Origin of the sequence: Herbaspirillum sp. C7C2, assembly GCF_022627865.1 — a bacterium.
GTDB classification, from domain to species: domain Bacteria; phylum Pseudomonadota; class Gammaproteobacteria; order Burkholderiales; family Burkholderiaceae_D; genus Herbaspirillum; species Herbaspirillum frisingense.
Map to the genome: position 1 here is coordinate 1 of NZ_JABXGI010000078.1, position 268 is coordinate 268.

A 268-nucleotide genomic window follows, 5' to 3' on the forward strand; every position below is an offset into this window, starting at 1 on the left:
GGCAAGGAGCTGATCCTCGTCGGTGTGCTCAAGGGGGCGGTCATGGTCATGGCCGACTTCGCGCGGGCGCTGCCCTTCCACGCGCCGATGGACTGGATGGCGGTGTCGAGCTACGGCGCCAGCACCAAGTCGAGCGGTGTGGTGCAGATCCGCAAAGACCTCGACACCGATCTGAACGGCAAGCACGTGCTGATCGTCGAGGACATCATCGACTCGGGGCTCACCCTCAGTTGGCTGCTCGAGAACTTCGAGTCGCGCGGTGCCGAGT

1 protein-coding gene is annotated in these 268 nt (G+C 64.6%); it reads left to right on the forward strand.

What is annotated here, in order from left to right:
• Positions 1–268: phosphoribosyltransferase (locus HWE04_RS24300; protein WP_274620208.1), on the forward strand; the 268-nt coding region annotated here is incomplete at both ends.